The organism is Ramlibacter sp. 2FC, assembly GCF_005503345.1.
Classification (GTDB): domain Bacteria; phylum Pseudomonadota; class Gammaproteobacteria; order Burkholderiales; family Burkholderiaceae_C; genus SCMQ01.
This window is the reverse complement of sequence record NZ_SCMM01000016.1, coordinates 31,317-53,613: the sequence shown is the minus strand read 5'-3', so window position 1 is coordinate 53,613 and position 22,297 is coordinate 31,317. Positions and strand designations below refer to the sequence as shown.

Below are 22,297 nucleotides of genomic sequence, written 5' to 3'. Positions count from 1 at the left end.
CCTCCGTTCAGGAGCCGGCCAGCGCGCTGCGCTCGACGCGCGTCGGCCAGGCCGAGAGCGCGGCCGCCAGGATCACCAGCGCGCCGCCCGCCAGGGTGCGCGCCGACAGCTCGGCCGCGCCCAGCAGCACCGAGGACAGGCTGGCGAACACCACCTCGGACAGCATGATCAGCGCCGTGGCATGGGCGCGCAAGCGCGCCGCGCCGTACTGCAGGGCCAGGTTGCCGGCCAGGAATGCGAGGCTCAGCAGCCCGCCCAGCACCAGCCAGTCGGCGGAGGGGGCCGGCAGCGGCGTGACGCCGCCCCTGCCCAGGGTCAGGCCCAGCAGCGCGACCGCGCTCGCCATCCCCGCGCCGCCGCCGAACATGGCCAGGGCGCGCGAGGCCTCGGGCGTGCGGTGCAGCCGGCGCAGCAGCACATTGGTCAGCGCGAAGCTGAAGCCGCCCAGCAGGGCCAGGAAGTCGGCCGCGGTCTCGGGCCAGGGCCAGGCCGAGTCCGGCGCCTTGAGCACGATCAGCACCCCGCTCAGGGCCAGCGCCAGCCGGCCCAGCGCGGCGCGCGTGGGCCGCTCGCCGAGCAGCCACCAGGCCAGCAGGATGGACCAGGCCGGCATCAGGTAGAACAGCAGCACCACGCGCACCACGTCGCCCACGGTCACGGCCCAGTTGAAGCCCACGTTGGACAGGCCCGTGGCCAGCATCAGCAGCCACAGCAGGGGCTGGCGGCTCCAGCCGCGCCAGGCGCCGGGCCGCCAGGCCAGCAGGCAGGCCAGCGAGAGCAGGTAGACCATGGCCGTGGCCCACAGCGGGTGCAGGCCCAGCCGCTCGAGCTGGCGGAACGGCCACCAGGACAGCCCCCAGACCAGGGCGTTGAGCAGCAGCGCGAGGGTGGGAAGCAGGGGCGCGTGGCCGGGCATCAATGGTGCGTGTCGCTACGGGCGATGGCCAGCAGGTGCTCGACCTCCGCGCGGTAGCGCACGAGGTTGGTCTTGTGCCAGCGCTGGATCAGCCACATCACGCCGGCCACCACCACGCCGAAGGCCGTGATCGCGCCGAAGGCCGACAGGCCCATGCCAGTGGACAGGCTGTAGAACGCGCCCAGGCCCAGGATGCAGGCCTGCTCGTTGAAGTTCTGCACCGCGATCGAGCGCCCGGCGCCCATCAGGTTGTGGCCGCGGTGCTGCAGCAGCGCGTTCATCGGCACCACCAGGAAGCCGCCCAGGCCGCCCAGCAGCACCAGGAAGGGCGCCGCCACCCAGACGTTGCCGATGAAGTTCATGCCTATCACCAGCAGGCCCATGGCGACGCCCAGCGGGATCACCGAGGTCGCCATGTCCAGCCGCATGCGCACCGAGGCCACCACCGCGCCCACGGCGGTGCCTATCGCCACCACGCCGACCAGGGATGAGGCCTCGGTGGTGCTGTAGCCCAGCGCGGCGGCGCTCCAGGCCAGCACGATGTAGCGCAGGTTGCCGCTCACGCCCCAGAACAGCGTGGTGGTGGACAGCGAGATCTGGCCCAGCTTGTCCTGCCAGAGCCGGTAGTTGCAGTGCCAGAAGTCGGGCAGCAGGCGCAGCGCGTTGCGCAGCGTGCCCAGGCGCGGGTCGCTGCGCATGGGCCGCATCTCCACGCCAGTGTGCGGAATGCGGGTGTTGAACCAGGCCGCCACGGCGTAGACGAAGATCAGCACGAAGATCGCCGCCTCGGGCGCCGTGTCCACGCCGGTGGTGAGCACCGGGAAGTCGAAGGACAGCATGGTGGGCGCGAGCATGGGGCCGACCAGCTGGCCGCCCAGCAGCACGCCCAGGATGATGGAGGCGATGGTCAGGCCCTCGATCCAGCCGTTGGCCTTGACCAGCTGGGAGGCCGGCAGCAGCTCGGTCAGGATGCCGTACTTGGCCGGCGAGTAGGCCGCCGCGCCCAGGCCCACGATGGCATAGGCCGCCAGCGGGTGCAGCCCGACCAGCATCAGCAGGCAGCCCACCACCTTGATCGCGTTGCTGATGAACATCACCTTGCCCTTGGGCAGGGCGTCGGCGAAGGCGCCTACGAAGGGCGCGAGGATCACGTAGAACAGCGCGAACATCGGCACCAGGGCGGCGCGCTGCCACTCGGCGGCCCCACCGCTGCGCAGCAGTTCGACGGCGGCCACGAACAGCGCGTTGTCGGCCAGCGAGCTGAAGAACTGCGCCGACATGATGGTGTAGAAACCGCGCTTCATCGAATGGCTGTCATGGGCAATGGCCGGGGGATGCCGGGGTCAGAAAAAAGTGTGTCTCCAAGTGACAGCGGGTTATATCACGCCGCCCGTGACGGTCCGGCGGCCTGTATCCGTGCACCATTGTGCGGCAGGGCCGCTGTTTTGCAGGCGCGCTGGGCGAAGCCAGGCGCCGGCCCGGCGGACTGCTCAGTCCCTGGTGCTGGCCTGGGGCGACTTGGCCGGGCCGGCGCCGAACGCCCGGACCTGCGCGGCCAGAAAGCGGTACAGGCGCGGGTCGTTCGAGTAGCCGACGTTGAAGCGCAGCCAGGGCGAGGGCTGCTGGTCGGGCCGGAACAGGTAGCCCGGCGCGAGCATGATGCCCTCGGCCACCGCGCGCTGCGCCACCTCGCGCACGTCCACCATGTCTGGCGCAAAGCCGGCCCACACGAACAGGCCGCCCGTGGGCCGGGTGAACAGCCGCATGCCCGCGGCGGCCAGCCCGTCGCACACGGCCCGCTGCTCGACTGCCAGGTTCTCGGCCAGCCGCGCCAGGTGCGCTCGGTGGTGGCCTTCCACCAGCACCGCGTGCACCAGCTTCTCGCTGAGCTCGGACGTGGTGAGGCCGCTGGCCATCTTCAGGTAAACCAGCCTCTCGGCCATGTCCTCGTTGCAGGCGACAAAGCCGACGCGCAGGGTGGGCGAGATGGTCTTGGAAAAACTGCCTATGTGCACCACGCGCTGCAGCTGGTCCAGGCTGGCGATGCTGTGGGCGGCCGCCGGCTGCAGGCCCGCGAAGATGTCGTCCTCCACGATGCGGAAGTCGTACTGCTCGGCCAGGCGCAGGATCTGGTGCGAGGCTGCAGGCGTGCAGCAGCCGCCCGTGGGGTTGTGCAGGTTGGTGTTGGTGAAGAACGCCTTGGGCCGGTAGCGCTGCGCGAGCGCCTGCAGCGCCTCGACGTCGGGCCCCTCGGGTGTACGCTCCACGCCGATCAGCCGCACATCGAGCGCGCGCAGCGTAGGGAAGAGGTTGCAGTAGCCCGGGTCGTCCACCAGCACCGTGTCGCGCGACTGAAGCAGGCAGCGCGCCACCAGGTCCAGCGCCTGCGACGCACCATGGGTGAGCACGATCTGGTGCGGCGCGGCGTCGATGCTGCGCGCCGCCAGCTGCGTCTGCACCTGCTGGCGCAGCGGCAGGTAGCCGTAGGGCGTGCCGTAGCTCGCGAAACTCGCGGCCTGCTTGCGCGCCAGTCCCGCGAGGGCATGGCGCAGGCCGTCGATGTAGAGATGGTCGGGCGGCAGCCAGCCGCAGCCCGCGTTGAGCAGGGTGGCGTCGTCCTCGTACACGCGCTGCAGCAGCCACAGCGAATCCACCGAGGTATTGCCCACGAAGGGCTTGCGCCGCTGCACCGTGGTGCGGCTGATGGCGGCGGTGACGAAGTAGCCGCTGGCCGGGCGCGCCTCGATATAGCCTTCGGCGACCAGCCGGTTGTAGGCGTTGGTCACCGTCATGGTGCTGATGCCGCAGTGCCGCGCCAGACTGCGTACCGATTCGAGCTTCGTGCCCGCGCGCAGAGCGCCCTTGTTGATCTTGTCGACCAGCGCATCGTAGACTTGGCGCACCAAGGGCGTGGGCAGCTTGCTGTTGATAGTGATCACGTGGTCCTGGTTCCCGCAGGGCGTTGCGACGGGCGATGCACTGTCTATGTACATCTGCCCGACCCATGCGGGAAATCCTGCATGCATCGGTGCAACTGTTATAGCGCACAGCGCCGCAACTGTATATATCCAACAGGGGAGGCGGCCCCTACATTTCCTTCATGCCTCTTTGCTTGCGTGCAGGGGGTGCTGGCGGCGGGCCCCGGCCTGTCATGGAAGGCTTCTCTCCCGGAATGGACATGCAAATGCAGAAGATCGATGTCATGAGCGCCGTCGCACCAGCCATCCGGCGCGGGCTCTCGCGCCGCCAGCTCGCCTGCGGCATGGCGGCCGGGCTGGTGCTCGCGGCCGCGCTGCCGGCGCAGGCCCAGGCGCCGGCTTCCACCCTCAAGATCATCGCCCAGTCCAACATCACCATCCTCGATCCGATCTGGACCACGGCCTACGTGACGCGCAACTTCGGCTACATGGTTTACGACACGCTGTTCGGCACCGACGCCCAGGGCGGGATCAAGCCGCAGATGGTCGACAAGTGGGCTGTTTCCAAGGACAAGAAGTCCTGGACCTTCACGCTGCGCGACGGCTTGGAGTTCCACGACGGCAAGCCCGTCACCAGCGAGGACGTGGTGGCTTCACTCAAGCGCTGGTCCAGCCGCGATACGCTGGGCGGCCTGCTCGCCAAGTCCATCGACAGGTACGAGACGCCGGACGCGAAGACCTTCATCATCGTGCTCAAGGAGCCCTTCGGACTGGTGCTCGAGGCCCTGGGCAAGCCCTCGTCGAACGTGCCCTTCATCATGCCCAAGCGCGTGGCGGACACGCCGGGCGACCAGCAAATCAAGGAAACCATCGGCTCCGGCCCCTTCATCTTCAGGGCCGATGAGTTCAAGCCCGGCGAACGCGTGGTGTTCGCCAAGAACCCGAAATACAAGCCGCGCGCCGAGGCGCCCTCGGGCACCACCGGCGGCAAGCAGGTCTACGTGGACCGCGTCGAGTGGCTGATCATCCGGGATCCGCAGACGCAGATGAATGCGCTGATCGCCGGCGAGGCCGACATCCTTGAGCAGCCGGCGTTCGAGCAGTACGCCACGCTGCGCGTCAATCCGAACATCCAGCTGGTCGATGCGCAGCCTTCGGGCCTGCAGTACATCTTCCGCTTCAATCACCTGCAGCCGCCGTTCAACAACGAGAAGATCCGCCATGCGGCGATGATTGCCATGGGCCAGGAGCAGTTCCTCAAGACCCAGGTGGGCACGCCCGGCCTGTACAAGTTCTGCAAGAGCATGTTCCCCTGCGGCACGGCCTTCGAGTCGCAGGCCACAGGCGACTACACCGGCGTCGCCAACCCGCAGAAGGCCCGGCAGCTGCTGCAGGAAGCCGGCTACAAGGGCGAGCCCATCGTCCTGATGCGGCCGACCGACCAGGCGCCCATCAGCAAGCTGCCGCTGGTGGCCAAGCAGCAGCTCGAACAGGCCGGCTTCAAGGTCGACCTGCAGACCATGGACTGGCAGACCCTGGTGTCGCGCCGCGCCAAGAAGGACGCGCCCTCGGCCGGCGGCTGGAACGCCTTCCTGACCGCCTGGGTGGCCGAGGACATCCAGAACCCGTTGACCATGGCCATGATGAACGCGCGCGGCGACAAGGGCTGGTTCGGCTGGCAGGACGACGCCAAGCTCGAGGGGATCAAGGCCCAGTTCGCCCGCGCCGGCACCGACGCCGAGAAGAAGAAGCTCGCGGAAGCCGCCCAGCTGCGCGCCTTCGAGACCGTCAGCCACGTGCCGCTGGGCCAGTACAGCGTGCCCGCGGCGGTGCGCAAGGGCGTCACCGGCATCGTGCCGGCCGGCGCGCAGGTCTACTGGAACATCAAGAAGCAGTGATCCGCCGCGGGCGGATCCCGACAGGGAATCCGGCATGTTGACATTTCTCGGCAAACGCCTGCTGGCCACGCTGCCCGTGCTGCTGGTGGTAGCCATCGCGGTGTTCATGATCGTGCGCCTCACGCCGGGCGATCCGGCGGCCGTCATCGGCGGCAACGGCGCCACCAGCGAGGACATCGCCCGCATCCGCGAGCAGCTCGGCCTCGCCAAGCCGCTGTGGACGCAGTTCGTCATCTGGAGCGAGGGCGTGCTGCGGGGCGATCTGGGCTATTCGTTCTTCCTCAACAAGCCCGTGCTGGAACTGATCGCCCAGCGCATGGAGCCCACGCTCTCGCTGGCCGGCGGCACGCTGCTGCTGGCGATCGCCATCGCGCTGCCACTGGGCACGCTGGCGGCCTGGCGCATGGGCGGCTGGCTGGACCGCGCGGTCATGGCCTTTTGCGTCGCCGGCTTTTCGGTGCCGGTGTTCGTTATCGGCTACGTGCTGATCTACGTCTTCGCGCTGCAGCTGAAGTGGTTCCCGGTGCAGGGCTACCAGCGCCTCGCGGCGGGCCTCGGCCCCTGGTTCATGCAGCTCGCGCTGCCCTGTCTCACGCTGGCCGTGACCTACGTGGCGCTGCTGGCGCGCGTGACCCGTGCCTCCGTGAGCGAGGCGCTGACCGAGGACTACATCCGCACCGCGCGCGCCAAGGGCATCAAAGAGAGGGCGGTGCTCACGCACCACGCGCTGCGCAATGCGGCCGTGCCGGTGATGACGGTGATCGGTGTCAGCGCCGCTCTGCTGCTGAGCGGCGTGGTGGTGACCGAGACCGTGTTCGCCATTCCCGGCCTGGGCCAGCTGACGGTGGATGCGGTGCTTAACCGCGACTTTCCGGTGCTGCAGGGCGTGGTGCTGTTCTTCGCGCTGACCTACGTGCTGATCAACCTGCTGGTCGACGTGAGCTACCTTTTCCTCGACCCGCGCATCCGCTACTGAACCCGACATGAACACCTGGAAAAGACTCTGGCGTAACGGTGCGGTGCGCGGCGCCGCCGCGGTGTTGGCCGTTCTGGCACTGCTGGCGTTGCTCGCGCCCTGGCTCGGCACGCTGGACCCTTCCGCGATGGATGCCTCCTTCGTTTCGGCGCCCGCCGGCACCGCCGGCCAGGTGACGCTGCTCGATGGCAGGCAGGTCGCCCACACGTTCTGGATGGGCAGCGACAGCTTCGGGCGCGACGTCTGGAGCCGGGTGCTCTACGGCACCCGCATCTCGCTCACGGTGGGTCTCTTCACCGCCGCGGTGGCGGTGCTGCTCGGCTGCCTGCTGGGCATGCTGGCCGGCTACTTCCGCGCGGTCGATGCCGTGCTCATGCGCGTCATGGACGGCCTCATGGCCATCCCTGCGGTGCTGCTGGCCATCACGCTGGTGGCCGTGCTGGGCGCCAGCCTGTCCACCGTGATCCTCGCCATTGCCGTGCCTGAAGTGCCGCGCGTCACGCGGCTGGTGCGCGCGCTGGTCATGGGTCTGCGCGACGAACCCTTCGTCGAGGCGGCGCGTGCGCTGGCCACGCCCAACGCCGTGATCCTGTGGCGCGATATCCTGCCCAACGCGCTGGCGCCGCTGATCGTGCAGGGCACCTTCATCGCCGCCTCGGCCGTGCTGACCGAGGCCATCCTGAGCTTCCTCGGCCTGGGCCTGCCGGCCGACGTGCCGACCTGGGGCAGCATCATGGCCGAAGGCCGCGTGCAGTTCTCGCAGAGCCCCGGCAACGTGATGTTCCCGGCCCTGTTCCTGGTGCCCACGGTGCTGGCCATCAACCTGCTCGGCGACGGCCTGCGCGACGTGCTCGACCCCAAATTCTCCCAACGCGTGTGAGCCCAGCCATGACCGACCAGACCATCCTCCACGTCGAAGGCCTGCAGGTGGCCCTGCCCGCCGACGCCGACCGGCCGTTTGCGATCGAGAACCTCTCGCTGCGCATCCGCGCCGGCCGCACGCTGTGCATCGTCGGCGAATCGGGCTCCGGCAAGTCGGTGCTGGCCACCACCGTGATGGGTCTGCTCGCCAAGGGGCTGGAGATCCGCGCCGGCCGCATCGCGCTGGCGGGCGAGACCCTGCTGGCCGACGGCCGCTACCTGCCGCAGCCGCGCCTGCGCGCCCTGCGCGGCACCGGCATGGCCATGGTGTTCCAGGAGCCCATGACCGCGCTTAACCCGGTGCATACTTGCGGCGAGCAGGTCGACGAGCTGCTGCGCACCCACACCGGCTGGCCGGCGGCCAAGCGGCGCGCGCACATCCTCGCCATCTTCGAGCGCGTGCGCCTGCCCGAGCCCGCGCGCATCTATGCGAGCTACCCGCACCAGCTCTCGGGCGGGCAGCGCCAGCGCATCGTGATCGCGATGGCCATCGTCCTCAAGCCCAGGTTGCTGATCTGCGACGAGCCGACCACCGCGCTGGACGTGACCACGCAGGCCGAAATCCTCAAGCTGATCGCCGAGCTGCAGGCCGAGCAGGGCAGCGCCGTGCTGTTCATCACGCACGACATGGGCGTGGTCGCCGAGATCGCCGACGAGGTGATGGTGATGCACCGCGGCCAGGTGGTGGAGCAGGGGCCGTGCGAGCAGGTGCTGCTGCAGCCGCGCGAGGCCTACACCCGCATGCTGCTCGACGCCGTACCCGGCATGACGCCGCCCGCGCCGCGCGCGCCGGCCGGCGGCCCGCCGATGCTGGCGGGCCGGGGCGTGAGCAAGACCTACGTGCGGCGCGACTGGCTGGGCCGCGCGCGCCACAACACCGCGCTGCACGATGCGGCCGTGGCCGTGCACCGCGGCGAGACCGTGGGCATCGTCGGCGAATCGGGTTCGGGCAAGTCCACGCTGGCGCGCTGCATGATCCGCCTGATTGACCCAAGCGCGGGCATCATCCAGTGGGGCGACACCGAGGTGCAGGACCTGTCCGAAGGCCGGCTGCGCCCGCTGCGCTCGCGCGTGCAGGTGGTGTTCCAGGACCCGAACCGCTCGCTCAACCCGCGCCGCCGCGTCGGCTCCTCCATGGTCGAGGGCGCGATCAATTTCGGCATGGACGCGCGCCAGGCGAGCCAGACGGCCGAGCAGCTGATGGACCGCATCCAGCTGCCGCGCCAGGCGCTCGAGCGCTACCCGCACCAATTTTCCGGCGGCCAGCGCCAGCGCCTGGCGATCGCGCGCGCCATCGCTTGCCAGCCACAGGTGCTGGTGGCCGACGAGGCCGTGTCCGCGCTCGACGTGTCGGTGCAGGCGCAGATCCTCGACCTGCTGCGCAGCATCCAGGCTGAGCTGGGCCTGGGGCTCTTGTTCATCACGCACGACCTGCGCGTGGCCGCCCAGCTGTGCGACCGCGTGATCGTGATGCACCAGGGGCGGATCGTGGAAGAGGGCTTGACCTCGGAGGTTTTCGCCCGCCCCGCGCACCCGTACACACGCAAGCTGCTGGCGGCAGCGCCGAGCGCCGAGCTGGGGCATCGGCACGCCATCTCTCAATAGGACAGACAACATGACATTGGCAATGAGCTGGGACGAGTGGGCCGCGCACGACGCCGTGGGCCTGGCCGAACGGGTGCGCAAGGGCGAAGTGACGCCCGCCGAGCTGGCGCGGCAGGCCGCCGCCGGCGTGGAGAAGGTCAACCCCGCGGTGAGCGCCGTGGTCGAGGTGTTCGAGGACGTGGTGGCCGATCCGCGCAAGGACGGCATGAACCCCGACGGCCCCTTCGCCGGCGTGCCCTTCCTCATGAAGGACCTGGGCCCCACGCTCAAGGGCCGGCTGCAGGAGCAGGGCTCGCTCTTCATGCGCGGCAACCGTCCCACGGCCGACACCTGGCTCACCAGCCGCATGCGCAACGCTGGCCTGAACCTGATGGGCCGCACCACCACGCCGGAATTCGGCGTCTGCAGCTCGGCCGAGAACCCGGCGGTCTACGTCACGCGCAATCCCTGGAACACCGACTACACCACCTGCGGGTCCTCCGCCGGCACCTCCGCCATCGTGGCGGCGGGCGTGGTGCCCATGTCGCATGCGACGGACGGCGGTGGCTCCATCCGCATCCCGGCTGGCTTCAACGGCAACATCGGCCTGAAGCCCTCGCGCGGCGTGTTCTCCATAGCCCCCCACCTGTCGGACATCACCGGCTACGTGTCGATCCAGGGCTGCCACAGCCGCACGGTGCGCGACACCGCCACCTTCGTCGACGTCTGCCGCGGCGGCGCGCCGGGCGAGTTCATGCCCTACTGGATGCCGCCCGAGCCCTATGCCGAGCTGATCCGCAAGGACCCGGGCCGCCTGCGCATCGCGCTCTCGCACGAGTGGGGCGACTACCGCGCCACGCCGCACATCGTGGCCGAGCTGGAGCGCGCCGGCCGCTTCCTGGAAGGCCTGGGTCACCACGTGGAGTGGGCGCTGCCCCAGGCGGACCTGCGCGCCGCCTTCGCCGCACAGACCACCTGCTACATCAGCAACTTCGCGCAGGTCATCAACGGCATGCTGGCCGGGCGCGGCCTCGCGCGCCCGCCGGCTGAGCTGATCGAGCCGATCAACATCCGCATCTGGGAGGCGGGCAAGGACATGTCGTACGCCGAGCGCTACCAGATGCAGGGCGTGTTCAACAGCACGGCGCGCGCGTTCGGCAGCTTCTTCGAGGACTGGGACATCATCCTCACGCCCATTACCGCGCTGCCCACGCCGCGCGTGGGCACCATGGAGTACCTGACGATCAGCGACAACCCGGATGTGCTGGACTGGTTCGCCAACCTGTGGAAGTTCTTCGCCTACACGCCGCTGTCGAACCTGTGCGGCATCCCGGCCATCTCGCTGCCGATGGCGCGGCAGGAGAACGGGCTGCCCTTCGGCATCCAGGCGCAGGCCAGACAGGCCAACGATGGCCTGCTGCTGCAGCTCGCGGCGCAGATCGAGCGCGCCCTGGGCGGCCGCTGGAACGACGGCCGCCAGCCCGGCGTGCACGTGCGCAGCGCCTGAACCTTGCGAAGGCGGTTCCCGGCACGGCTGTGCTGCCGGCATGGCGCCTGACGCTGGGGTGGTGGTGCCCGCCCTGACCGCGGGGCGCTGCGGCGCCGATGCCAGAATACGCTGGTACCGCCAGCCCCTTCCCTGACGCTCCATGCCCCGTCCCATCCACGCCACCATCCACACCGAAGCCCTGCGTCACAACCTCGCGCGCCTGCGTGCCGCCGCGCCCGACGCCCGGGTCTGGGCCGTGGTCAAGGCCAACGCCTACGGCCACGGCCTGGAGCGGGCCTTCGAAGGCCTGCGCGGCGCCGACGGCTTTGCCCTGCTGGACCTGGCCGAGGCCGAGCGCCTGCGCCAGCTCGGCTGGCGCGGCCCCATCCTGCTGCTCGAGGGCGTGTTCGAGGCGCGCGACCTCGAGCTGTGCTCGCGCCTGAACCTCTGGCACACGGTGCACTGCGACGCCCAGATCGACATGCTGGCCAGCCACAAGACGCACCAGCCGCACCGGGTCTTCCTCAAGCTCAACTCGGGCATGAACCGCCTGGGCTTCACGCCGGCGCGCTTTCGCTCGGCCTGGACGCGGCTGAACGCCCTGCCGCAGGTCGACGAGATCTCGCTGATGACGCATTTCGCCGACGCCGACCTGGCCGGCGGCATCGACGCCCCGCTGGCCCGCTTCACCGAGGCCACCCAGGACCTGCCCGGCGAGCGCAGCCTGGCCAACAGCGCGGCCACGCTGCGCCACGGCCTGGAGCCGGCCGTGCGCGCCGACTGGGTGCGCCCCGGCATCGCGGCCTACGGCGGCGTGCCGGACTATCCCGAGCATGACGCCGCCCACTGGGGCCTGCAGCCCGCCATGAGCCTGAACTCCCGCCTGATCGGCGTGCAGCAGCTGCAGGCCGGCGACGCCGTGGGCTATGGCTCGAGCTTCCGCGCCAGCGGCCCCCTGCGCGTCGGGGTCGTGGCCTGCGGCTATGCCGACGGCTACCCGCGCCACTGCGCCACCGGCACGCCGGTGCTGGTCGACGGCGTTCGCACGCGCACCCTGGGCCGGGTCAGCATGGACATGATCGCGGTGGACCTCGGCGTCTTGCCCGAGGCGGGCCTGGGCAGCGAGGTCACGCTCTGGGGCCGCGCCGGCAACGGCGCCCTGCTGCCCATAGACGAGGTGGCCCAGGCCGCCGGCACCGTGGGCTACGAGCTCATGTGTGCGCTGGCGCCGCGCGTGCCGGTGACGGTGGCGCCTTAGCCTCCCAGGCACTGAGCCTCAGCCCTGCGTCGGCGAGAAGCGGGCCACCAGCTCCCGGCCCTCGCCGGGGTAGCTCAGGCGCACCTGGGTCACCGGGTGCTCGCTGCTCCAGGTGCGCCGCTCTATCACCAGGCAGGGCGTGCCCTTGCGCAGCTTGAGCGCGCGCGCGGTCTCGGCGTCGGCGCCCTCGGCGCGTATGCGGTGCTCGGCCGAGGTCCAGGGCACGCGGCCGAACAGCCAGGCGCCCGGCGCCAGCTCGGCGAACGCCTCCTCGGCCGCCTCGGGCACCACGGCCAGGTTGATCAGCCGGTCCTCCAGGCAGAACGGGCGCTCGCCCGCGTAATGCAGGCAGGCCAGGGCCAGCACCGGGCCGGTCTGCGCCATCACCAGGCGCTCGCGGTCGGCGCGCCCGCTGCGCCGCTGCTCGCGCTGCAGGATCTGGTAGTGGTAGGGCAGGCCCAGCTCTGCCACCTCGGCGCGTATGTCCTGGATCTGCAGCACGGCCGAGCGCGACTGCGAGCGCATCACGAAGCTGCCGGCCTTGCGCCGCCGCTCGATCAGGCCGGTGCGCGCCAGCTGGGTCAGCGCCTTGTTCGCCGTCATGCGCGAGCAGCCGTAGCTCTCGGCCAGCTCCAGCTCGGACGGCAGGTGAAAGCCCGGCGGCCAGCGCCCCGAGAGGATCAGCTCCTCGATCTCGGACAGGATGCGCTGGTGCAGCGAGGTGGGGGGCAGTGGTTCCATGTCGCGCACGATTATCCAGACGGTGGGGATGGGAACCGGCCGTGGCACACATGCCAAAACGGTCGGCTCTGCTATTATGTATATACATTATGACCCGCTTCGCATCCCAGGAGACCCCCATGAGCACCCCCCTCACCCTGCATCCCGGCGCCGCGCCGCTGGCCGACTGGCGCGCCATCTACTTCGGCGCCGCCGCGCGGCTCGACCCGGCCTGCGCGGCCGCCGTGCAGGCCAGCGCCGACACCGTGGCGCGCATCGTCGCGCGCGGCGAGCCGGTCTACGGCGTCAACACCGGCTTCGGCAAGCTGGCCAGCGTGCGCATCGAGCCTTCCGACCTCGAGCGCCTGCAGCGCAACATCGTGCTCTCGCACGCCGCCGGCGTGGGCGAGCCCATGCCCGCCAGCGTGACCCGGCTCATGATGGCGCTCAAGCTGGCCAGCCTGGCCCAGGGCGCCTCCGGCATCCGCCCCGCCACCCTGGCCCTGCTGGAGGCCATGCTGGCCAAGGACCTGATTCCCGTCGTGCCCTCGCAGGGCTCGGTCGGCGCCTCGGGCGACCTGGCGCCGCTGGCCCACATGACGGCCGTGATGATCGGCGTGGGCGAGGCCCAGACGCCGGCCGGCCGCCTGCCCGCGCGCGAGGCCCTGGCCCAGGCCGGCCTGGAGCCCGTGACCCTGGGCCCCAAGGAAGGCCTGGCCCTGCTCAACGGCACGCAGTTCTCCACCGCCAATGCCCTGGCCGGCCTGTTCGAGGCCGAGCGCCTGTTCCAGGCGGCCCTGGTGACCGGCGCCCTGGCCACCGATGCCGCGCGCGGCTCGGACGCGCCCTTCGACGCGCGCATCCACCGCCTGCGCAAGCACCGCGGCCAGATCGAGACCGCCGAGGCCCTGCGCACCCTGCTGGCCGGCAGCGCCATCCGCGCCTCGCATGCCCAGGGCGACGAGCGCGTGCAGGACCCCTATTGCCTGCGCTGCCAGCCCCAGGTCATGGGCGCCTGCCTGGACCTGCTGCGCCAGGCCGCCGGCCTGCTGGAGACCGAGGCCAACGGCGTGTCGGACAACCCGCTGATCTTCACTGCCGAGGGCGAGGCCTTGTCGGGCGGCAACTTCCACGCCGAGCCCGTGGCCTTCGCGGCCGACATGATCGCCATGGCGGTCTGCGAGATCGGCTCGCTGGCCGAGCGCCGCGTCGCCATGCTGGTGGATCCGGCGCTGTCGGGCCTGCCGGCCTTCCTCACCGCCCACCCGGGCCTGAACTCGGGCTTCATGATCCCGCAGGTCACGGCCGCGGCCCTGGTGTCGGAGAACAAGCAGCGCGCCTACCCGGCCAGCGTGGATTCGATCCCCACCTCGGCCAACCAGGAGGACCATGTGTCCATGGCCGCGCATGGCGCGCGCCGCCTCATGCCCATGGTCGAGAACGCCACCGCCGTGATCGGCATCGAGCTGCTGGCCGCGGCCCAGGGCTGCGACTTCCAGGCCCCGCTGCACAGCAGCGCCGCGCTGGAGGCCGTGCGCCGCACCCTGCGCGAGCGCGTGCCGCGCCTGGAGGAAGACCGCCACATCCAGCCCGACATGCAGGCCGCCATCGCCCTGGTGCGCTGCGGCGCGCTGGCGCAGGCGGTGGGGCTGGCGCTGCCGCAGGTGGCGGCGCACTCGGCCTGAGCGGCACGCCGCTCAAGCTGCCGCCTGACCTCCCTCTCCCTGTGGGAGAGGGCCGGGGTGAGGGCAGGGCGGCCGGGTTACAGTGAATGCTCCGGGCCGCCCGGCGCGGCCCCGCCCAAGGAGCCCCATGAACCTGCCCGCCACCCTCATTCAAGCCTTCGCGCCCACCGGCGCGCTGCGCGCCTCGATCAACCTTGGCAACCCCCTGCTCGCGCGGCGCGACGCGGCCACCGGCCAGGCCGTCGGCGTCTCGGTGGACCTGGCGCGCGGCCTGGCCGAGCGCCTGGGCGTGGCACTCGAACTGGTGGTGTTCGAGAAGGCCATTGAATCCGTGCAGGCCGTGGCCGAGGACCGGGCCGACATCGGCTTCTTCGCCATCGACCCGCTGCGCGGCCAGGAGATCGCCTTCACCGCGCCCTACCTGCTGATCGAGGGAAGCTACCTGGTGCGCGCGGACTCGCCCCTGCAGTCCAACGACGAGGTGGACCGCCCCGGCCAGCGCGTCGTGGTCGGCCAGGGCAGCGCCTACGACCTGTACCTCACGCGCACCCTGCACCAGGCCGAGATCGTGCGCGCGCCCAACTCGCAGGCCGTGGTCCAGCAGTTCCTGGCCCAGGGCCAGGAGGTCGCGGCCGGCGTGCGCCAGCAGCTCGAGGCCGACGCCGCCGGCCGCCCCGGCCTGCGCCTGCTGCCCGGCCGCTTCATGGTGATAGCCCAGGCCATGGGCCTGGCCAAGGCGCGCGGCCCCGAGGCCACTGCCGCGCTGGCAGCTTATGTGGAGGACATGAAGGCCAGCGGCTTCGTGGCCGGGGCGCTGCTGCATCATGGGGTGGAGGGGGCTTCGGTGGCGCCTTGACGGCCTCTGAAGATTCTCGGCGCGGCGTTCAGACCCTCAGCACAATCGGCTGCGCGGCCGTCCTCGACTCCAGGTGCGCATGCGCCGCCGCGGCCTGCGCCAGCGAGGCGAGCGACCCCGCGAAGCTGTCCCGGCCCACGCCGTCGTAGACCAGGTCCACGCCTTGCCCGCCGGTGATCGCCGCCACGCGGGCCGCCACGTCCTCCTCGCGGTACAGGATCACCTCGCGGCAGCCCGCGGCGCGCGCAGCCTGCACCTTGGCCGGCGAGCCGACGGTGCCTATGACCTGGGCGCCGAGCCGGCTCGCCCATTGCACGAGCAGCCGGCCGACGCCGCCGGCCGCGGCCTGCACCAGCACCCATTCGCCCGCGCGCAGGGGGTGCACGCGGTTCACGAGCATGTCCACGGTCAGGCCCTTGAGCAGCAGCGCGGCCGCCTGGCGGTCGTCGAGCGCGTCGGGCAGCTTGAGCGCGAGTGCCGCCGGCAGCAGGCGTTCGCTCGCATAGCAGCCGTAGCGCCCCGTGACGTAGCCTATGCGGTCGCCCGGGCGCAGGTCGTGCACGCCCGCGCCCTCGATGCCCGGGATGCCGGGCAGGGCCAGCGTGTCGTACAGCCCCGAGCGCACGTACACGTCGTGGAAGTTCACGCCGACGAAGGTCTGGCGCAGGCGCAGCTCGCCGGGTCCCGGCTCGCCGACCACGACCTCGCGTGGCTGCAGGACCTCGGGCCCCCCGTGTTGCTCGATGACGATGGCAAGCGCCATGGTGCTGGTTTCCTTGTCGGTTCTGCTCAGGCGAAGCTGGCGCGGATGCGTCCGATCCAGCCGAAGTCGGCCTCCAGGTCCTGGCCAGGCAGCACGGGAATCGGCGGCACGCAGGCGCCGGTGGTGACGAACTGGCCGGGCTCTATCGTCTGACCGGCCGAGCTGAGCTCGTTGACCAGCCACACCAGGGCTTCCACCGGATCGCCCAGCACGTTGCTGCCCAGGCCCTGCGGCTTGCGGCCGTCGCTGACCTGCGCCTGGACCTGCAGCGTGGGCAGCGTGCCCAGGCGCCCGTCGGCCGGCAGGGCGGCGCCCAGCACCATGTCGTTGCTGCAGGCGCAGTCGGCGATCAGCTGGGCCTCGCCGGCGCGCTCGAACTGCAGGAAGCGCGAGTCCGGCACCTCGATGCCCGGGTGCACCGAAGCCACCGCGGCCAGCACCTCGTCGCGGCCGTAGCGCTGCGCGCGCGGCGCCAGCGCGCGGCCGAGGCTGAACACGATCTCGCACTCGGCCACCCGCATGCGGTTGGCCGCGAGCGAGACCCGGGCGCCGTCGGCATGCACGCGGTGCGCGAACACCGGGCCGGCCAGCGGCCCGCTCACCGCGATGTGCTGCTGGCCTGCCAGGCTGGTGGCGGCGATCTTCCAGCCGGCGACCGGCCGGCCTGTCTCGGCCGGCCACAGGGCCTGGACGGCATAGCCGTCCGCCCGCGTCGCCGGGCGGCAGTCCGGCGGCAGATCCTCCCTGTGGCTGCCCTGGGTCCAGCAGCCGGCCAGCAGCCGGGCGGCCCTGCGGGCTTCCATGTCCTGCATCGTGGCTGCTCCCTTATGTCTTGGCGCTGGGGTTGCGCATGGACAGCATCAGGTTCTCGAAGCTGCCTTCGGCGAAGCGCGACCAGAGGATCTGGTCGTCGCGGTACTTGATGAAGCTGTCGAAGATCTTCTTCCACTTCGCGTTCTTGGCCGAGAGCTCGGCGAACAGCTCATTGGTCACCTTCCACGCGGTCGTGCCGACCTCGCGCGGGAAGGGTTTGACCTGCACGCCGTTGCCCACCAGCCGGCGCAGCGCGTTCGGGTTCAGCGAGTCGTACTTGGCCTGCATGTCAACATGCGCATCGCTGCACGCGAGCGCGAAGATCTGCTGGTAGTCCTTGGGCAGCGCCTCCCAGGTCTTGGCGTTGACGTACATCGTGATCTGGCCGCAGGGGTCCCAGTAGCTCGGGTAGTGGTAGACCTTGGCGATCTTGTAGAAACCGAGCTTCTCGTCGTCGTAGGGGCCGACGAATTCGGCCCCGTCTATCGTGCCCTTCTCGAGCGAGGAGTAGATGTCACCGCCGGGAATGCTCTGCGGCACCACGCCCAGTCGCTGCAGCACCAGCCCGCCGAAGCCGCCGATGCGGAACTTCATGCCCTTGAGGTCGGCCAGCGTCTTGATCTCCTTGCGGAACCAGCCGCCCATCTGGGTGCCGGTGTTGCCGCAGGGAAAGTTGACGATGTCGTAGTCGCGGTAGAACTCGCGCAGCAGCTGCAGGCCGCCGCCGGCGTACATCCAGCCCGTCATCTGGCGCGAGGTCATGCCGAACGGGATCTGGCCGTCGAGCGCGAAGGTGGGGTCCTTGCCGAAGAAGAACACCGAGGCGGTGTGCGCGCATTCGACCGCGCCCTGCTGCACGGCGTCGGCCACCTGCAGGGCGGGCACGATCTCGCCGGGGCCATGCACGCTGATCTCGAACTTGCCGTTGGTGGCCGCCGCCACGCGCTTGGACACGACCTCGGCGCCGCCGTAGATGGTGTCCAGGCTCTTGGGCCAGCTGGAGGCCAGCCGCCAGCGGATCTGCGGCTGGGCGCGCACGATCGCGGGCGCGGCGAGGGCGGTACCGCCGGCGGCGGCTTGCAGGAAAGAGCGTCGTTCCACTTGAATGTCTCCTCGGGTTGAAGGTGGATGCCGTGTTGCACGGCGGACTGGTCTACTGGTATGATCACTGCATGAGTGACGATTATGCAGATAGCCGTCCTGGCCGTCAACGAGAAACCTCAGCCGGGCGGGCGGTGGAGCGCATTTCGCGCCGCAAGCTCTCGCACGAGGTACTGGACCGCCTGCTGGCGCGCATACGCGCGGGCGAATTCCCGGTCGGCGCCTGGCTGCCTTCCGAGCGCGACCTGATGCACGGTTTCGGGGTGGGCCGCCCCGCGGTGCGCGAGGCGCTGCAGTCGCTGGAGCGCATGGGCCTGGTCGCCATCGTGCACGGCGAGGGCGCGCGCGTGCTGCCGCTGTCGGCCGAGAAGGTGATCGCACAGATTTCCGACGCCGCCATGCACCTGCTGTCGGGCTCGAGCGACCTGCTCGAGCACCTGAAGGAGGCGCGGCTGCAGTTCGAGGTCAGCATGGCGCGCCTGGCGGCCGAGCGCGCGACGCCCGAGCAGCTGGTGCAGCTGCGCGCGCTGCTCGAGCAGCACAAGGCCAGCCTCGACGACCCCGAGCGCTTCCTCGCCACCGACCTGGCTTTCCACCGCGGCATCGCCGCGCTCTCGGGCAATCCGATCTACATGGCGGTCTCGCAGGCCGTGCTCGAGTGGCTGGAGCAGTTCCACCACGAGGCCGTGCGCGCCCCGGGCGTCGAGCGCACCACGCTGGCCGAGCATGTGAAGCTGTTCGACTGCATCGCCACCCACGACCCCGATGGCGCCGCCGAGGTGCTGACCGCCCACCTGAAGCGGGCCAACAAGCACTACGGCCCCAAACCGCAACCCCAGCCGCCCCAGCCGGCGGCTTCCCGCAGGAGAACCGCTTGAAAGACCCCACCTGGCTCGAAGTCGCGCTCAACGGACCCTGGTCCCGGCAGCGCCAGCCCCATATCCCCGTGCAAGCCGACGAGATCGTCGAGGCCGCGCTGGCCTGCGCCGGCGAAGGCGCGTCCATCATCCATTTCCACGCCTACGACCCCGCCACCGGCCGGCAGCGCGACGATTACGAGATCTACGCGCCCATCATCGAGCGCATACGCTCGCGCGCCGACGTCATCTGCTACGGCACGCTGCCGTTCGCCGGCAGCGTCGACGCGCCGAGTCCGCTGACCCCGGCGCAGCGCTTCTCCGCGGTCGACAAGCTGGTGCGCGCCGGCTTGATCGAATGGTCGGTGGTCGACCCCGGCTCGACCAACATCAGCCATTACGCCGACATCGCGGCCGGCAAGGAAGGCTTCGTCTACGCCAACCCGGAGAACCACATCCGCTACGGCCTGGCGCTGGCGCAGCAGCACCGCATCACCCCCTCCTACGCGATCTACGAGCCCGGCTTCATGCGCCTGGGCGCGGCCCTGCACCGCGCCTACCCGGGTGCGCCGGTGCCGATTTACCGGCTGATGTTCTCGCAGCAGATCGCCTTCGGCTTCCCGCCCACGGACTGGGCGCTCGACGCCTACCTGCGGCTGCTGGAACTCGAGCAGCCGGGTGCGCCCTGGATGGTGGCCGGCCTCGGCGTCGAACTCGGTGAGCTGATGGCGCAGGCGGTGGCGCGCGGCGGCCATGTCCGCGTGGGCCTGGAGGACGCGCCCATGGGCTGCCCCATCGACAACCGCAGCCTGGCGCAGCAGGCGCGCCTGCGCATCGAGCAGGCCGGCGGCCGGTTGGCCCATGCCGCGCAGGTGCGCGAGCGGCTGCAGCGTGGCGCCAAGACGGAGGTGTGACCATGAACCTGTTTCCCGGATTCGAGCGCCAGCGCTTTGAGGCCAGCGGCGCGCAGATCAACTACCTGCGCGCCGGCGCCGGCGAGCCCGTGCTGCTGCTGCACGGCTACCCGCAGACCCATGCCTGCTGGCACCGCATCGCGCCGCAGCTCGCGCGCCACTACACCGTGGTCTGCGCCGACCTGCGCGGCTACGGCGACTCCTCCAAGCCGGCGGGCCTGCCCGACCACGCCAACTATGCCAAGCGCGCGATGGCGCAGGACATGGTGGAGCTGATGGCCTCGCTCGGCTTCGAGCGCTTCCACCTGGTCGGCCACGACCGCGGCGGCCGCGTGGCCCACCGCCTAGCCGCCGACCATCCGCAGCGCGTGCACACGCTCGCGGTGCTCGACATCTCGCCCACGCTCAAGATGTTCGAGCGCACCGACATGGCGTTCGCGCGCGCCTACTACCACTGGTTCCTGATGCTGCAGCCGCCGCCGCTGCCCGAGCAGATGCTGGCGGGCCGCGTGCCCTTCAACATCCTCGGCCGCGTCGGCCGCGAGGAGCCGGACCTCAGCAAGTTCTCCGCGGAAGCGGTCAACGAATACGTGCGCTGCTTCGCCGACCCCGCGGCGATCCACGCGAGCTGCGAGGACTACCGTGCCGCCGGCACCATAGACCTGGAGCACGACCGGGCGGACCGGCAGGCGGGCCGCAAGCTGCCCATGCCGATGCTGGCCCTGTGGGGCAGCGAAGGCGTGGTCGGCAACATGTTCGACTGCCTGGCCGACTGGCGCGAGGTGGCCGAGGATGTGAGCGGCCGGGCCCTGCCCTGCGGCCATTTCGTGCCCGAGGAGGCGCCCGAGGAAACCCTGGCCGAGATAGCGCAATTCCTGCGCCGGCATCCGCTGGAGGCATCATGAGCGAGTCCTCCTTCGACCCGCGCCACAAGAGCCGCGCCCTGCTCGACGGCCCCGACCGCGCCGTCGCGCGCGGCATGATGAAGGCCGTCGGCTTCAGCGACGAGGATCTGAAGCGGCCGCAGATCGGCGTGGCCCATTGCTGGATCGGCACCATGCCCTGCAACTGGAACCACCGCGAACTGGCGGCCCAGGTGATGGCCGGCATACGCGCCGCCGGCGGCACGCCGCTGGAGATCAACACCGTCTCGATCAACGACGGCATCACCACCGGCTCCGAGGGCATGAAGACCTCGCTGGTCAGCCGCGAGGTCATCGCCGATTCGGTGGAGCTGGTCGCGCGCGGCCACATGCTCGACGCGCTGGTGGTGATCGCCGGCTGCGACAAGACCATCCCCGCCATGGCCATGGCGCTGGGGCGCCTGAACCTGCCCGGCCTGCTGCTCTACAGCGGCTCCATCCACGCGGGCGCCTGCCATGCCAAGGACGGCCTGTTCGCCGGGCGCAAGCTCACCATCCAGGACATCTACGAGGCGATAGGCGCCTTCAACGCCGGCCGCATCAGCGAGCGCGAGTTCAAGGATGTCGAGGATCACGCCTGTCCCGGCGCCGGCGCCTGCGGCGGCCAGTTCACCGCCAACACCATGGCCACGGCCTGCGAGATGCTGGGCCTGGCGCCCATGGGCGTGGGCGGCATCCCGGCGGTGGACGCGGGCAAGGCCGAGGCCGCCCGCGACTGCGGCCGGCTCGTCATGGAGCTGCTGCGCCAGGGTGTCGCGCCGCGTTCGCTGGCCACGCGGCGCAGCTTCGAGAATGCCATCGCCGGCGTGATGGCGACCGGCGGCTCGACGAACGCCGTGCTGCACCTGCTGGCGATCGCGCGCGAGTTCGGCGTCGAGCTCGCGATCGACGACTTCGACACGATCTCGCGCCGCACCCCGGTGCTGGCCGACCTGCGCCCCTGGGGTCGCTACACCGCGCCCGAGATGCACGAGGCCGGCGGCATGGCCGTGGTCGGCAAGCGGCTGGTGCAGGCCGGCCTGCTGCACCTGGACGAGCGCACCGTCACCGGCCGCACGATAGGCGAGGAGATCGCGCGCGCCCCCGAGCCCGCGGGCCAGCAGGTGATACGCCCGCTCTCGGACCCGCTCAAGCCTCAGGGCGGCCTCGGCATCCTGCGCGGCAACCTGGCGCCGGGCGGCTGCGTGATCAAGCTTTCGGGACAGTCCAAGACCGTGCACCGCGGCCCCGCGCGCGTGTTCGAGCGCGAGGAGGACGCGTTCCAGGCGATCAAGAACGGGGGGGTGCAGCCGGGCGACGTGCTGGTGCTGCGCAACGAGGGGCCCAAGGGCGGCCCCGGCATGCGCGAAATGCAGCTCGTGACCGGCGCACTGCAGGGCGCCGGGCTGGGTGAGACCGTGGCCCTGGTCACCGATGGGCGCTTCTCCGGCGCCACGCGCGGCTTCGTCATCGGCCATGTCGTGCCCGAGGCCGCGGAAGGCGGTGCTATCGCGCTGGTGCAGGACGGCGACACCGTGGTGATCGACGTCGCGCAGCGGCGCCTGGACCTGGAGATCCCGCCCGAGATGCTGCAGGCGCGGCTGGCCGGCTGGACCCCGCCACCGCCGCCCGCCGCCGCGACCGGGGTGCTGGGCAAGTACGCGCGCCTGGTGTCCGACGCCTCGCAGGGCGCCGTGACCTCGGCGCTCGGCTGATCGAAAAGCGC

General features: G+C 70.8%; 19 protein-coding genes. 12 read left to right on the top strand and 7 right to left on the bottom strand.

Annotated features, from left to right (window positions below):
* Nucleotides 1-7: 7 nt before the first annotated feature.
* The 3 genes from FFS10_RS09200 to FFS10_RS09190 all read right to left on the bottom strand — a co-directional run bounded on the left by FFS10_RS09200 (nucleotide 8) and on the right by FFS10_RS09190 (nucleotide 3,855).
* Nucleotides 8-916 carry a DMT family transporter gene (locus FFS10_RS09200; protein WP_137893797.1) on the bottom strand — a complete coding sequence of 303 codons (909 nt, stop codon included), beginning with the start codon at nucleotides 914-916 and terminating at the stop codon, nucleotides 8-10.
* Nucleotides 916-2,220: a lysophospholipid transporter LplT gene (gene lplT / locus FFS10_RS09195; protein ID WP_137893795.1), complete on the bottom strand. Its 1,305-nt coding sequence runs from the start codon at nucleotides 2,218-2,220 to the stop codon at nucleotides 916-918. Before lplT ends, FFS10_RS09200 begins: the two co-directional genes overlap by 1 nt.
* Before the next feature lie 186 nt (nucleotides 2,221-2,406).
* The gene (locus FFS10_RS09190; RefSeq protein WP_171016118.1) at nucleotides 2,407-3,855 is read right to left on the bottom strand and encodes an aminotransferase-like domain-containing protein; all 1,449 of its coding nucleotides are present in this window, start codon (nucleotides 3,853-3,855) and stop codon (nucleotides 2,407-2,409) included.
* Nucleotides 3,856-4,100: 245 nt separating this feature from the next.
* Here FFS10_RS09190 and FFS10_RS09185 point away from each other — a divergent pair, with 245 nt between their 5' ends.
* From FFS10_RS09185 to alr, 6 genes are all read left to right on the top strand, one after another.
* Nucleotides 4,101-5,732, top strand: a complete 1,632-nt coding sequence (locus tag FFS10_RS09185) for an ABC transporter substrate-binding protein (protein WP_249931227.1) — start codon at nucleotides 4,101-4,103, stop codon at nucleotides 5,730-5,732.
* A gap of 34 nt (nucleotides 5,733-5,766) precedes the next feature.
* Entirely contained in the window at nucleotides 5,767-6,708 is a 942-nt protein-coding gene (locus FFS10_RS09180) for an ABC transporter permease (RefSeq protein ID WP_137893790.1), read from the top strand.
* Between the two features lie 7 nt (nucleotides 6,709-6,715).
* Nucleotides 6,716-7,588 (top strand): ABC transporter permease, encoded by an 873-nt coding sequence (locus tag FFS10_RS09175; protein WP_137893788.1) that lies wholly within the window; start codon nucleotides 6,716-6,718, stop codon nucleotides 7,586-7,588.
* An 8-nt stretch (nucleotides 7,589-7,596) separates the two neighbouring features.
* On the top strand, nucleotides 7,597-9,234 hold the full coding sequence (locus tag FFS10_RS09170) for an ABC transporter ATP-binding protein (RefSeq protein WP_137893786.1): 1,638 nt from the start codon (nucleotides 7,597-7,599) through the stop codon (nucleotides 9,232-9,234).
* A 10-nt stretch (nucleotides 9,235-9,244) separates the two neighbouring features.
* Entirely contained in the window at nucleotides 9,245-10,720 is a 1,476-nt protein-coding gene (locus FFS10_RS09165; RefSeq protein ID WP_137893784.1) for an amidase, read from the top strand.
* A gap of 142 nt (nucleotides 10,721-10,862) precedes the next feature.
* A complete protein-coding gene (alr, locus tag FFS10_RS09160; RefSeq protein WP_137893782.1) occupies nucleotides 10,863-11,960 on the top strand; it encodes an alanine racemase in 1,098 nt (365 codons plus the stop codon).
* Nucleotides 11,961-11,978: 18 nt separating this feature from the next.
* On the opposite strand, the gene hutC is transcribed toward alr, so the two are convergent.
* Complete coding sequence (hutC, locus tag FFS10_RS09155; RefSeq protein WP_137893780.1) at nucleotides 11,979-12,701, bottom strand: histidine utilization transcriptional repressor HutC; 723 nt, start codon at nucleotides 12,699-12,701, stop codon at nucleotides 11,979-11,981.
* 119 nt (nucleotides 12,702-12,820) lie between these two features.
* Between hutC and hutH the strand changes: the two genes are divergently transcribed.
* Nucleotides 12,821-14,365 (top strand): histidine ammonia-lyase, encoded by a 1,545-nt coding sequence (hutH, locus tag FFS10_RS09150; RefSeq protein ID WP_137893778.1) that lies wholly within the window; start codon nucleotides 12,821-12,823, stop codon nucleotides 14,363-14,365.
* A 127-nt stretch (nucleotides 14,366-14,492) separates the two neighbouring features.
* Entirely contained in the window at nucleotides 14,493-15,221 is a 729-nt protein-coding gene (locus FFS10_RS09145; protein WP_137893776.1) for a transporter substrate-binding domain-containing protein, read from the top strand.
* 28 nt (nucleotides 15,222-15,249) lie between these two features.
* On the opposite strand, the gene FFS10_RS09140 is transcribed toward FFS10_RS09145, so the two are convergent.
* From FFS10_RS09140 to FFS10_RS09130, 3 genes are read right to left on the bottom strand one after another with little or no spacing between them, the layout of a single operon-like run.
* Nucleotides 15,250-15,984: a zinc-binding dehydrogenase gene (locus FFS10_RS09140; RefSeq protein ID WP_137893775.1), complete on the bottom strand. Its 735-nt coding sequence runs from the start codon at nucleotides 15,982-15,984 to the stop codon at nucleotides 15,250-15,252.
* Between the two features lie 26 nt (nucleotides 15,985-16,010).
* Nucleotides 16,011-16,787, bottom strand: a complete 777-nt coding sequence (locus FFS10_RS09135; protein ID WP_249931226.1) for a 2-keto-4-pentenoate hydratase — start codon at nucleotides 16,785-16,787, stop codon at nucleotides 16,011-16,013.
* Nucleotides 16,788-16,809: 22 nt separating this feature from the next.
* On the bottom strand, nucleotides 16,810-17,898 hold the full coding sequence (locus FFS10_RS09130; protein WP_137893770.1) for a TRAP transporter substrate-binding protein: 1,089 nt from the start codon (nucleotides 17,896-17,898) through the stop codon (nucleotides 16,810-16,812).
* Nucleotides 17,899-18,032: 134 nt separating this feature from the next.
* On the opposite strand from FFS10_RS09130, the gene nanR reads away from it, so the two are divergent.
* Genes nanR through ilvD form a run of 4 tightly spaced genes read left to right on the top strand, consistent with a single transcriptional unit; the run spans nucleotide 18,033 to nucleotide 22,286 of the window.
* Entirely contained in the window at nucleotides 18,033-18,776 is a 744-nt protein-coding gene (gene nanR, locus FFS10_RS09125) for a transcriptional regulator NanR (protein ID WP_249931225.1), read from the top strand.
* Entirely contained in the window at nucleotides 18,773-19,669 is an 897-nt protein-coding gene (locus FFS10_RS09120; RefSeq protein ID WP_137893765.1) for a beta-keto acid cleavage family enzyme, read from the top strand. Before nanR ends, FFS10_RS09120 begins: the two co-directional genes overlap by 4 nt.
* 2 nt (nucleotides 19,670-19,671) lie before the next feature.
* On the top strand, nucleotides 19,672-20,574 hold the full coding sequence (locus FFS10_RS09115; protein WP_171016119.1) for an alpha/beta fold hydrolase: 903 nt from the start codon (nucleotides 19,672-19,674) through the stop codon (nucleotides 20,572-20,574).
* Entirely contained in the window at nucleotides 20,571-22,286 is a 1,716-nt protein-coding gene (ilvD, locus tag FFS10_RS09110; protein ID WP_137893763.1) for a dihydroxy-acid dehydratase, read from the top strand. Before FFS10_RS09115 ends, ilvD begins: the two co-directional genes overlap by 4 nt.
* Nucleotides 22,287-22,297 lie beyond the last annotated feature (11 nt).

Coding starts and splice junctions, on each gene's coding strand:
- FFS10_RS09185 (WP_249931227.1), top strand. CDS start 4,101: ATGCAGAAGATCGATGTCATGAGCGCCGTCGCACCAGCCATCCGGCGC.
- FFS10_RS09200 (WP_137893797.1), bottom strand. CDS start 916: ATGCCCGGCCACGCGCCCCTGCTTCCCACCCTCGCGCTGCTGCTCAAC.
- alr (WP_137893782.1), top strand. CDS start 10,863: ATGCCCCGTCCCATCCACGCCACCATCCACACCGAAGCCCTGCGTCAC.
- FFS10_RS09115 (WP_171016119.1), top strand. CDS start 19,672: ATGAACCTGTTTCCCGGATTCGAGCGCCAGCGCTTTGAGGCCAGCGGC.
- hutC (WP_137893780.1), bottom strand. CDS start 12,701: ATGGAACCACTGCCCCCCACCTCGCTGCACCAGCGCATCCTGTCCGAG.
- FFS10_RS09170 (WP_137893786.1), top strand. CDS start 7,597: ATGACCGACCAGACCATCCTCCACGTCGAAGGCCTGCAGGTGGCCCTG.
- FFS10_RS09145 (WP_137893776.1), top strand. CDS start 14,493: ATGAACCTGCCCGCCACCCTCATTCAAGCCTTCGCGCCCACCGGCGCG.
- FFS10_RS09180 (WP_137893790.1), top strand. CDS start 5,767: ATGTTGACATTTCTCGGCAAACGCCTGCTGGCCACGCTGCCCGTGCTG.
- FFS10_RS09175 (WP_137893788.1), top strand. CDS start 6,716: ATGAACACCTGGAAAAGACTCTGGCGTAACGGTGCGGTGCGCGGCGCC.
- lplT (WP_137893795.1), bottom strand. CDS start 2,220: ATGAAGCGCGGTTTCTACACCATCATGTCGGCGCAGTTCTTCAGCTCG.
- FFS10_RS09135 (WP_249931226.1), bottom strand. CDS start 16,787: ATGGAAGCCCGCAGGGCCGCCCGGCTGCTGGCCGGCTGCTGGACCCAG.
- FFS10_RS09140 (WP_137893775.1), bottom strand. CDS start 15,984: ATGGCGCTTGCCATCGTCATCGAGCAACACGGGGGGCCCGAGGTCCTG.
- hutH (WP_137893778.1), top strand. CDS start 12,821: ATGAGCACCCCCCTCACCCTGCATCCCGGCGCCGCGCCGCTGGCCGAC.
- FFS10_RS09165 (WP_137893784.1), top strand. CDS start 9,245: ATGACATTGGCAATGAGCTGGGACGAGTGGGCCGCGCACGACGCCGTG.
- ilvD (WP_137893763.1), top strand. CDS start 20,571: ATGAGCGAGTCCTCCTTCGACCCGCGCCACAAGAGCCGCGCCCTGCTC.